Raw genomic sequence first — 10,193 nt, 5'->3', positions numbered from 1 at the left:
AGCGCGGCTTCGAATTTCGCCGACTCGGCGTGGGTGAGTTGGATCCGCCAGAAGGTGTACTGGTCATCGGAGGTCTGGGTGATCGCACAGGCCGGTTCGAGCTCCGGTTCCGGCTCGTCCTCATCGACCTCAGGTGCGGGTTCGGGCGTGGGCTTGGGCTTGGGTTCCTGCCGGATCGCGGTGCGGAGTTGGTTGACGCTGGCGGATTTGGCCAACTCGGCGTAATGCTCATCGGATCCGGGGCCGGCTTTGTCGGCGATGACGCCGACCTGATCCAGTGACAGCCGCCCTTCCCGCAGGGCCTGCACGCACAGCGGGAATTCGTCGATGCGGTCGGCGATCGCGGTGATCGCTTTGGCGTTGGTGGTCGAGCAGCCGACCTTCCACGCGACCAGCGCGGTGACCGACCGCGCCCCGGTGGCACCCCACAGGCGGTCGCCGTCGATTTCGGCGGCGATCTCCACCAACCGCGCATCGATCGCGTTGCGCTGCCCTGCCAACTCCGACATCTCGTCGAACAACGCCTCCAGCTGCGCTTCCCGAGGCGTGCTCGGGATGAAAGACGGTGCGCCGGAGGACATGACCCCATTGAAGCAGCACCCACCGACAGAACCCGCCGCTCAGGTGATGCTGACGACCGCCCGATCTCCCAGCGGCGCCTGCAGCCCGACCGGGAGGCTGGCGAACACCCCGATCGCGATGCATGCGCGGTTGACGGCCTCCGGCAGCACTCCGTGCTCCAACTTCACCGCGACGATGTCGGCGGTCTCCTGCACCTCGGCGTGCACACCGTGACATTCGGGCGTCCCGCTGGTGAAGTGCACGACGATCGTCCGGTCGTCGGGCAGTCGGCTCCACGACTCGATGCCCTGCGGGCGCGGGTCGACGATGGCCGGGTTGTCGACGAACGTGGTCGATCCGTCACCCTGCGGGCGTTCGGGAATCTGGGTGACGGTGGGCACCGACGGCTGCGCCACGGCGGGAGCAGCGAATGCGAAGGAACTGAAAACCAGGGCCGCGAACGACTGACGAACGAAACGCATCTCTCGACCGTAACGCGGCGTCAACCGATTTCGACCCGTTCCACCAACCCTGCCAGTGAGGCGGGCAGCGGCGCGCAGTGCACCACGCCGAGGCGCTGGGTGGCTCGGGTGAGCGCCACGTACAGTTCCGCCGCGCCGCGTGGGCCGTCGAAGATCCGCTCCGGTTCGACCAGCAGCACCGCGTCGAACTCGAGCCCCTTGACCTCCGAAGCCGGCACCGCCCCGGGCACGTCCGGTGGACCGATCACGACGCTCGTGCCCTCACGCTCGGCTTCGTCGCGCACGAATTCGTCCACCGCCGAGGGCAACTCGTTGCGGGTCACCCGCCTGCGCCACGGCGGCACGCCCGTCGCTCGCACCGACTCCGGCGGCTCCACGTCGGGCGCGAAGTCGGCCAGCACCGCGGCGGCGACCGCCATGATCTCCGCGGGCGTGCGGTAGTTCACCGTCAGCGAGCCGTAGACCCAGCGCCCCGGCACGTACGCATCGAGCATCGACCCCCAGGACCGCGCACCCGCCGGGGACCGGCGCTGCGCCAGGTCGCCCACCACCGTGAACGATTTGCTCGGGCACCGCCGCATCAGCACCCGCCAGTCCATCTCCGAGAGTTCCTGCGCCTCGTCGACGACGACGTGGCGGTAGGTCCATTCCCGATCAGCGGCAGCGCGTTCCGCCAGATCGCGGGTGTCCCGTTCGGTGAACCGCTCGGCGAGCTCCTCGCCCTGTAGGAGGTCGGTGGCCAGCAGCACGTCCTCGTCGTCCATCAGATCTTCGTGGGCGACCATGGATTCCAGCACACCCTCGGCGTAGTCGGCTTCGGCCTCGCGCTGCTTCTCGGCGGCGATGTCCTGGGCGGTGTCGCGGCCCAGCAGGTCGACCAGTTCGTCGAGCAGCGGCACATCCGACACCGTCCAGGCGGAACCTTCGGCGCGCCAGAGCTTCTCGTCGGCGCCCGCCGCCCGCAGCCGTTCGGGCGACTCGTACAGGTCGGCCAGGAGCTGCTGCGGCGAGAGGAACGGCCACAGCTCGTCGAGGGCGGCCTGATACTGCGCGCTGTCGCCGAGGTCTTCGAGCACGTCGGCGCGCAGCTCCTCCCACGCGCCCTTGTCCGACCGCGACAACCAGCCCCTGCCGATCCGGGACACCGCGCGTTCGGTGAGCACGTACTCGACGGTCTCGCGAAACACTCTGCGCGCGTGGTTGTGTGGCAACCCGCTACCGCGGGCCTCCTCGATCGCCCACTGTGCGGTGTCGGGGTCGATCCGCACGGTGACGTCGGGCAGTTCGATCACCATCGGTGCCTCCGGCACTCGCTGCCGGTCGGCGACCGCGGCCGCGAGGACATCGAGGATCTGAAGCGAGCCCTTCACATCGGCGGCGGGGTCCTCGGCGGTGACCGACAGGCCGGGCACCAGGTCTCCGGTGGTCATGAACACGACGTTCGTCTCACCGAGCGAGGGCAGCACCCGGCTGATGTGGTTGAGGAACGCGGGATTCGGCCCGATCACGAGCACGCCGTGCCGTTCGATGCGGGCCCGCTGGGTGTAGAGCAGGTAGGCGACGCGGTGCAGTGCCACCACGGTCTTACCGGTGCCGGGCCCGCCCTCGATGACCAGCACCCCGGGGTGGTCGTGGCGGATGATCGCGTCCTGTTCGGCCTGGATCGTCGCGACGATGTCGCGCATCCCCTCACCGCGCGGTGCGTTGACCGCCGCCAGCAGCGCCGACTCGCCGCCGTGTTCGTCGCCGGACGGCCTGCCGAACACCTCGTCGGTGAAGTCGAGGACCTGCCGCCCGCGGGTGTGGAACTGTCGACGCCGGTGCATCCCTTCGGGATTCGCGGCCGTCGCGACGTAGAACGCCCGCGACAGCGGCGCCCGCCAGTCGAGTAGCAGGGGCTCGAAGTCGTTGTCCCGGTCGAAGAGTCCGATGCGGCCGATGTAGAGGCGCTCACCGGACTCGGCGTCGAGCCTGCCGAAGCACAGCCCGTCGTCGGCGACGTCGAGGCGTTGCATCTCCTTCGCCAGCGCCCGCACCTCGGCGTCGCGTTCGACCAGCGCGCCCTCGCCGCGCAATGCCGCGCCGTACTTCTGCCTGGCGCGGACGCGTTCGCCGTCGAGCCGGGTGTAGAGCCCCGTCACATAGTCGCGCTCGGAGCGCAGTTCGTCCTCGTACCCCCGCATGACCGCCTCACCACCCTCGTTCCGGTCAGAGCCAGCCATTGTGAGGGATCACCCCGGCCTTGCCGCAAGTCCCCACCCGACCGATAGAATGGGGCTAATTCTGGTGCGCGATCTGGATCAGATTCCCACAGGTGTCGTCGAGGACGGCGGTCGTCACCGGTCCCATGTCGACGGGCTCCTGGGTGAACCGCACCCCGAGCGCCGTCAGCCGTTCGAACTCCGCCCGCACATCGGCGACGGCGAACGACGTGAACGGGATGCCGTCGGCGACCAGGGCCTCCTTGAACGGTCGCACCGCCGGATGGCCGTCGGGCTCGAGCACGAGTTCGGTGCCGTCGGGATCTTCCGGGGACACCACGGTGATCCACCGCGCCGGCCCCATCGGGATGTCGTGCTTCGGGACGAAGCCCAGGACGTCGGTGTAGAACCGCAACGCCTTGTCCTGGTCGTCAACGAGCACGCTCGCCAGGTTGATCCTCATCGCGTCTTCCCTTCGTGAGCCACCGCTCGAGGATCGGTTCGAGCGGTGCGGTGTCGAGGTAGTGGAACTTGTACCGACCGTCCCGGCGGGTCTCGATCAGGCCCGCCTCCTCGAGGACGGCGAGGTGCTGTGAGATCGCCTGCCGTGAGGAACCGAGCCCGTGCTTGGTGGTCAGGCGCGCGCAGATCTCGAACAACGTCTGCCCGTTGCGGTCGGCCAGCTCGTCGAGGATGGTCCGGCGCGTGGGATCGGCCAGGGCTTTGAAGACGTCACCCACGCCCGTCACGTTAGGCAAGTGACTGCTTGCCTGTCAATGGCGGTGGAAGGATGTCCCGGTGACGCTGCACTCCCTGCACGACCCCGACTGGCGCGGTTTCGCCAGCGACAACTACGCCGGCGTCCACCCCGAGGTGCTGACCGCGCTCGCCACCGCCAACGGCGGCCACCAGGTCGCCTACGGGGAGGACCGCTACACCGCCCGGCTGCGCGACGTGGTGCACGAGCATTTCGGGGACCGCGCGGAGGTGTACCCGGTCTTCAACGGCACCGGCGCCAATGTCGTCTCGCTGACCAGCGTGCTCCCGCGCTGGGGTGCGGTGATCGCGGCGTCGACGGCCCACATCAACACCGACGAGGCCGGGGCGCCGGAACGGGTCACCGGGATCAAACTGCTCACCGTCGCCGCACCGGACGGCAAGCTCACCCCCGAGCTGATCGCGCGGGAGGCGTGGGGGTGGGGCAACGAACACCGGGCCCAGCCGCTGGCCGTGAGCATCACCCAGGCCACCGAACTCGGGACGCTGTACCGCCCCGACGAGGTGCGGGCGATCGCCGACAGCGCGCACGGCCGCGGGATGGCCCTGCACGTGGACGGATCACGGTTGTGGAACGCCGCGGCCGCGCTCGGGGTGCCGTTCCGCGAGTTCACCACCGATGTGGGGGTCGACGTGCTCAGCCTCGGCGGCACCAAGAACGGGCTGCTCGGGGTGGAGGCCGTGGTCGTCGTCGACCCCGACCGGGCGACGGGGTTGAGTTATCTGCGCAAGCTGACGATGCAGCTCAACAGCAAGATGCGGTTCGCATCGGCGCAGCTGCTGGCCCTGTTCGACGACGGGCTCGGCCTGCGCAGCGCCGCACACTCCAACGCCATGGCGCGGCGGCTGCGGGCGGCCCTGGAGGAGGCGTCGCCACCCGGCCTCGCGTTCACCCAGCCGACCGAGGCGAACGCGATCTTCGCCACGGTGCCGACCGACGCCGCCGACCGCATCCGCGAGCGCGTGCGGTTCTACGACTGGGACCGTGCTCGCGGCGAGGTGCGCTGGATGACCGCGTGGGACACCACCGAGGACGACGTCGACGGGTTCGTCGACATCATCCGCGAGGAACTGTCCCGGGGCTGACTCGTACGGTGGATCGGTGACGATCACCTATGACGCGGCGCTGCGCGAGCGCATCCGGGCGCACCTGGCGGGCCACGAGCGCCGGACTGTCACTGATCCGACGAAGCGGCACGCCGCGGTGGCGGTGGTGCTGGTCGACTCCGAGATCGGGGAGGACCGGGTGGACCCGGCACCGGTCGACGACTGGATCGCGGGGCGGCCGATGCCCGACGCCGGACTCGACGGCCGGATGATCGACGTCTCGGGTGGCGCAGCGTTCCTGTTGTGCCGCAGGGCTTCCCGCTTGTCGACGCACGCCGCGCAGTGGGCGTTGCCCGGCGGCAGGCTGGATCCGGGTGAGATGCCGGTGGAGGCGGCGCTGCGCGAGCTCGACGAGGAAGTCGGTGTGGCACTGCCGGATTCGTCGGTGCTGGGCCTGCTCGACGACTACCCGACGCGGTCGGGGTACGTGATCACCCCCGTCGTCGTCTGGGGTGGCGGCCGGCTGGACCTGCGGCCCGCACCCGACGAGGTGGTGGCGGTCTACCGCGTCGGGTTGCACCAACTGCAACGCGAGGATTCGCCGCGGTTCATCACGATCCCGGAGAGTCCCCGCCCGGTGGTGCAGATCCCGTTGGGCAACGACCTGATCCACGCGCCGACCGGTGCGGTGCTGCTGCAGACGCGGTGGCTGTGCCTGGAGGGCCGCCCCGACCCGGTCGACGAGCTCGAACAGCCGGTGTTCGCCTGGAAGTGATTGGCCGTCAGTCGAGCCGGCCCGCGTCGACGAGGCGCAGCACCGCGACACCCTCCTCGTCGGAAGCCTCGAGATCGACCTCCACCTCGAAGCCCCAGTCGTGGTCTCCCGCAGGGTCGTCGAGGATCTGGCGCACCCGCCATACACCCGGTTGCCGGTCGAAGATCAGCAGCGCCGGACCGCGGGCGTCCGCGCCGGTGCCGACGTCGTCGTGCTCGTCGAAGTACTCGTCGCCGACCTCGGCCCAGTCCTGGGCCTTCCACCCTGCCGCGCCGTCCAGCTCGCCGAGTGCGGCCCAGTCGCGGCGGGCGAACAGTTCCACCCGGCGGAACAACGCGTTGCGGACCATCGCGGTGAACGCGCGTTCGTTACCGGTGAGCGGCCGCGGGCGGGCGGGCACCGTGACCGGGGCGTCCAGCGGCTGGTCCGGACTGGTGAGCTGCTCCCATTCGTCCAGCAGACTCGAATCCACCTGCCGCACAAGCTCGCCCAACCACTCGACGATGTCGCTGACCTCTTCGGTGCGCGCCGCCGCAGGCACCCCCGACCGCAGCGCCTTGAACGCATCGGACAGGTAGCGCAGCACCGCACCCTCGGAGCGCGTCAGCCCGTAGACGCTGACGTACTCGCGGAACGTGAACGCCCGCTCCCACATCTCGCGGACCACCGACTTCGGGGACAGCGTGCCGTCGGCGGCCCACGGATTGGTCTGCAGGTACACCTCGTAGGTGTGCTCGAGCAGTTCCGCAAGCGGTTTCGGGTAGGTGACGTCGTCGAGCAGTTCGATCCGCTCGTCGTACTCGATGCCCTCGGCCTTCATCGCCGCGACCGCCTCGCCCCTGGCCTTCTTCAACTGCGCGGCCAGGATCTGTCGCGGATCCTCCAACGTCGCCTCGATCACCGAAACCACATCCAGCGCGTACGTTTCAGATTCGGTGTCGAGCACCTCGATGGCGGCCAGCGCGAACGTCGACAGCGGTTGGTAGAGCGCGAAGTCGCGGGGCAGGTCGACAGTGAGTTGGTAGCGGCGGCCCTCAGGCGTGTCGACGCGTTCGATGATGCCGGCCTGCAACAGCGACCGCGCGATCCCCACCGCCTCGCGGATCAGCTGCAACTGGCGTTTCCGCGGTTCGTGGTTGTCGGTCAGCAGTCGCCGCATCGCCTCGAACGGATCGCCCGGTCTGGCCACCACGTCGAGGATCATCGCCGTCGTCACCTTCATGTTGCTGTGCAGCGCCTCCGGCGCGGCATCGACCAGTCGGGTCATCGTCGACTCGCTCCACGGCACCATGCCCTCGGGCACCTTGCGCCGCACCAACTTCCGTCGCTTCTTCGGATCGTCGGCGACCTTGGCGAACTGTTTGAGGTTCTCCACCTCGTGGTCGGGTGCCTGCACGACGACGGTGCCCGCGGTGTCGTAGCCCGCGCGCCCGGCCCGGCCCGCGATCTGGTGGAACTCGCGGGCGTTGAGCAGGCGGGTGCGGGTGCCGTCGTACTTGGACAGCGCGGAGAACACCACCGTGCGGATCGGCACGTTGATCCCGACCCCGAGGGTGTCGGTGCCGCAGATGACCTTCAGCAGCCCGGCCTGCGCGAGCTGTTCGACGAGCCGCCGGTATTTGGGCAGCATCCCGGCGTGGTGCACGCCGATGCCGTGGCGTACCAACCGCGACAGGGTGCTCCCGAACGCGGACGAGAAGCGGAACGCGCCGATGAGTTCGGCGATCGCGGCCTTCTCCTCCTTGGTGCACACGTTGATGCTCATCAGCGCCTGCGCCCGCTCCAGCGCGGAGGCCTGGGTGAAGTGCACGACGTAGATCGGCGCCTGCCGGGTGTCGAGCAGATCGCCGATGGTCTCGTGCATCGGTGTCGTCGCATACGAGTAGAACAGCGGGACGGGGCGCTCGGCGTGGGCGACGAGCGCGGTCGGCCTGCCGGTGCGGCGGGTGAGGTCCTCACGCAGGAACGTGACGTCCCCGAGCGTGGCCGACATCAGCAGGAACTGCGCCTTGGGCAGTTCGAGCAGCGGCACCTGCCACGCCCATCCGCGGTCAGGGTCGCCGTAGAAGTGGAACTCGTCCATGACGATGAGTCCCGCATCGCTATCGGCACCTTCACGCAACGCGATGTTCGCCAGCACCTCCGCGGTGCACGCGATGATCGGGGCGTCGGAGTTGACCGCGGCGTCACCGGTCAGCATGCCGACGTTCTCCGCGCCGAACACCCCGCACAGTGCGAAGAACTTCTCACTGACCAACGCCTTGATCGGCGCGGTGTAGTAGCTGCGGCGGCCGGCCGCTAGTGCGGCGTACTGCGCGCCGGTCGCGACCAGTGACTTCCCGGAGCCGGTCGGTGTCGCGAGGATGACGTTCGCACCGCTGACCAGTTCGATCAGCGCCTCCTCCTGCGCCGGGTACAGCGTCGTGCCGCTCTCCTCGGCCCATGCGGCGAAGGAGGTGAACAGTTCGTCGGGATCGGAGCCCTCGGCGCGCGGCAGGACGGTCATCAGGGCCCAGCCTGCCTTACCGGCGCCGGCCGGCACTCCACGGCTGCTCGTTGCGCTCTCGGCGCTTGCGTTCGGCTGCCCGGTCGGCGGCCCAGAACTCCTCGAAGCTACGTCCTTTCTGCACGTTGGGAACCCGGTTCAACAGGCGGCTGAACCAGCGCGGCGCCACCTCGGGCTCCCACTGCGGCAACGCGGTGCTCAGCGTGAAGAGCGTCTTGAGGACGACGAACACGCTGAAGAACGCCGACGGCGCCCCGGTCGCCGCGACCGCGAACATGCCGAAGATCAAGGTGAAATGGACGACGATGACGCGGCCCAGTCCGTAGTCGGCACCGCGCTCGAGTTGGAGGAACGTCATCCGGCGCAGGCCGGGCAACCCCACGAGGAAGTCGACGGCGAGCAGGATGACCACCCCGACACATCCGAACCCCACACTGCGCCAATCGACGGCGGCGAACGCGCCGCGATGGTTGTGGTTCAGGAGGAAGAGGACGACCCCCAGGAACACCCCGTGGGCGGCGGTGAATGCGAACGCGACGAGCACGAAGCCGCCGAGGAACGAGCCGCGTTCGGCGCGCCGGTCCGAACTCGGCGCCTGGTACCGGAAGTGGCCGTGCCGCGGACTCCACCTGCGGTGCAGAATGATCCGGAGTGCGATGAACGCGCACGTCGCGACGTTCTCGAACCAGTAGACAGCCAGCGTCGTCCCACCCGACCAGTCCGCGCCGAACCACCCGGCGACCGGCACGGCGGTGACCCCGAGCAGGGTCAGCAGGTGGACGAAACGGATCACGCGGGGGTCGAGGGAGCCTGTGAGGTCACGCTTCGAGGCGGGCGCGGATGTCGGTGAGGCGTTGGCGCAGTTCGGTTTCGTCGATCACGCCCCGGACGAGCAGCGAATGCGCCAGCGCCACCAGCTGATTCTCGGGGTAGGGCAGGTCGGCGTAGACGGTCGCGGACAGTGCGTCCTCCTCATCCCGGCGCTCCTTGAAGGTCGGGATCGCCGCATTCGCGCAGGCGCCGTGGTCGAGGGCGTCGCACAGGCCGTCGAGGCTGGTCTTCCACGGCGGCACCGGATTCTCGACGCCGTACTTGGCGGCCATCCGCGGCCACACCTGCCCGCGGTCGACGATGTGGGCCAGGGTCTCGATCGGGCTCTGGCTCACGTCAGTCGCCGATCGGGTGGACGGCGGGGCGGGTGTCGACGATGACGTTGGTGGTCACGCCGGGTTTGGGCAGCGCCACGCCGATGAGGCAGTCGCGGGTGATGATCTCGGCCAGCTGCTCTTCGGTCCAGTCCTCGGTGCCGTCGGGCCGCATGGGCATGACCATGAATCGGTGCTTCTGGTTGGAGTCCTGCACCCGGACCTCGACGTCGTCGGGCAGGTAAAGGCCGAATTCGGCGAGCACCTGACGCGGCCAACGGACCAGCCGCCTGCGGTAGTTGGGGGTGCGGTACCACTCCGGTGAGTTGCCGAGGATCGGCCGTGGATAGCAGGAGCACAGCGCGCAGACGATCACGTGGTGCAGTGTCGGTGTGTCGGCGAGGATCTCGAAGGCGGTGAAGTCGCTCGGGGTGCCGAAGCCGGTCGGCTCCATCCAGTCGACGCCGACCTCCTTGCTGGCCGTCATCGGCTCCCGCAGCGCGAGCTCCTTGAAGTCCGGGTCCACCCACGCGCGTGCCACCAGGGTCGCCGCCGGGGTCGGTCCGATCTGTTCGGCGAACTCGGTGAAGCGGCGGTGCTCCTCGGCGGTGAAGATGCCCTTCTCGATGCACAGTTCGCGCAGGGCGATTTCGAGGACCTCGAAGTCGGTGATCTCGTCGACCATCGGTTTGACGGTCC

11 protein-coding genes are annotated in these 10,193 nt (G+C 69.1%); 2 read left to right on the top strand and 9 right to left on the bottom strand.

The genetic code is table 11. The features are described 5' to 3' along the window. The 5 genes from AU194_RS18985 to AU194_RS18965 form a co-directional block, all read right to left on the bottom strand. On the bottom strand, positions 1–581 hold a 581-nt coding region (locus tag AU194_RS18985; RefSeq protein ID WP_157576231.1), incomplete at its 3' end, for a DUF222 domain-containing protein. A gap of 39 nt (positions 582–620) precedes the next feature. Then, the gene (locus tag AU194_RS18980) at positions 621–1,043 is read right to left on the bottom strand and encodes a hypothetical protein (RefSeq protein WP_059090798.1); all 423 of its coding nucleotides are present in this window, start codon (positions 1,041–1,043) and stop codon (positions 621–623) included. 20 nt (positions 1,044–1,063) lie between these two features. After that, positions 1,064–3,226 (bottom strand): RNA polymerase recycling motor ATPase HelR, encoded by a 2,163-nt coding sequence (gene helR / locus AU194_RS18975; RefSeq protein ID WP_059090797.1) that lies wholly within the window; start codon positions 3,224–3,226, stop codon positions 1,064–1,066. Positions 3,227–3,320: 94 nt separating this feature from the next. Further along, positions 3,321–3,707, bottom strand: a complete 387-nt coding sequence (locus AU194_RS18970; RefSeq protein ID WP_059090796.1) for a VOC family protein — start codon at positions 3,705–3,707, stop codon at positions 3,321–3,323. Further along, positions 3,676–3,984, bottom strand: coding sequence for a helix-turn-helix transcriptional regulator (locus tag AU194_RS18965; RefSeq protein ID WP_059090795.1), 309 nt, complete (start codon positions 3,982–3,984; stop codon positions 3,676–3,678). The genes AU194_RS18970 and AU194_RS18965 overlap by 32 nt, the downstream gene beginning before the upstream one ends. Before the next feature lie 58 nt (positions 3,985–4,042). Between AU194_RS18965 and AU194_RS18960 the strand changes: the two genes are divergently transcribed. Together AU194_RS18960 and AU194_RS18955 are read left to right on the top strand one after the other, a co-directional pair. Further along, positions 4,043–5,107 (top strand): low specificity L-threonine aldolase, encoded by a 1,065-nt coding sequence (locus AU194_RS18960; protein WP_059090794.1) that lies wholly within the window; start codon positions 4,043–4,045, stop codon positions 5,105–5,107. 16 nt (positions 5,108–5,123) lie between these two features. After that, positions 5,124–5,843 (top strand): CoA pyrophosphatase, encoded by a 720-nt coding sequence (locus AU194_RS18955; protein ID WP_059090793.1) that lies wholly within the window; start codon positions 5,124–5,126, stop codon positions 5,841–5,843. A 7-nt stretch (positions 5,844–5,850) separates the two neighbouring features. On the opposite strand, the gene AU194_RS18950 is transcribed toward AU194_RS18955, so the two are convergent. The 4 genes from AU194_RS18950 to scnC all read right to left on the bottom strand — a co-directional run bounded on the left by AU194_RS18950 (position 5,851) and on the right by scnC (position 10,179). After that, positions 5,851–8,349, bottom strand: coding sequence for an RNA helicase (locus AU194_RS18950; RefSeq protein WP_059090809.1), 2,499 nt, complete (start codon positions 8,347–8,349; stop codon positions 5,851–5,853). A gap of 16 nt (positions 8,350–8,365) precedes the next feature. Then, positions 8,366–9,142, bottom strand: coding sequence for a DUF6498-containing protein (locus AU194_RS18945; RefSeq protein ID WP_059090792.1), 777 nt, complete (start codon positions 9,140–9,142; stop codon positions 8,366–8,368). A gap of 25 nt (positions 9,143–9,167) precedes the next feature. Further along, a complete protein-coding gene (locus AU194_RS18940; RefSeq protein WP_231743476.1) occupies positions 9,168–9,452 on the bottom strand; it encodes a thiocyanate hydrolase in 285 nt (94 codons plus the stop codon). A 64-nt stretch (positions 9,453–9,516) separates the two neighbouring features. Next, complete coding sequence (scnC, locus tag AU194_RS18935) at positions 9,517–10,179, bottom strand: thiocyanate hydrolase subunit gamma (protein WP_231743475.1); 663 nt, start codon at positions 10,177–10,179, stop codon at positions 9,517–9,519. Between the last annotated feature and the right edge of the window lie 14 nt (positions 10,180–10,193).

Source organism: Mycobacterium sp. GA-2829 (genome assembly GCF_001499965.1).
Classification (GTDB): domain Bacteria; phylum Actinomycetota; class Actinomycetes; order Mycobacteriales; family Mycobacteriaceae; genus Mycobacterium.
Note: the sequence above shows the minus strand (reverse complement) of the source record. Positions and strands in the feature narration are given on the sequence as shown.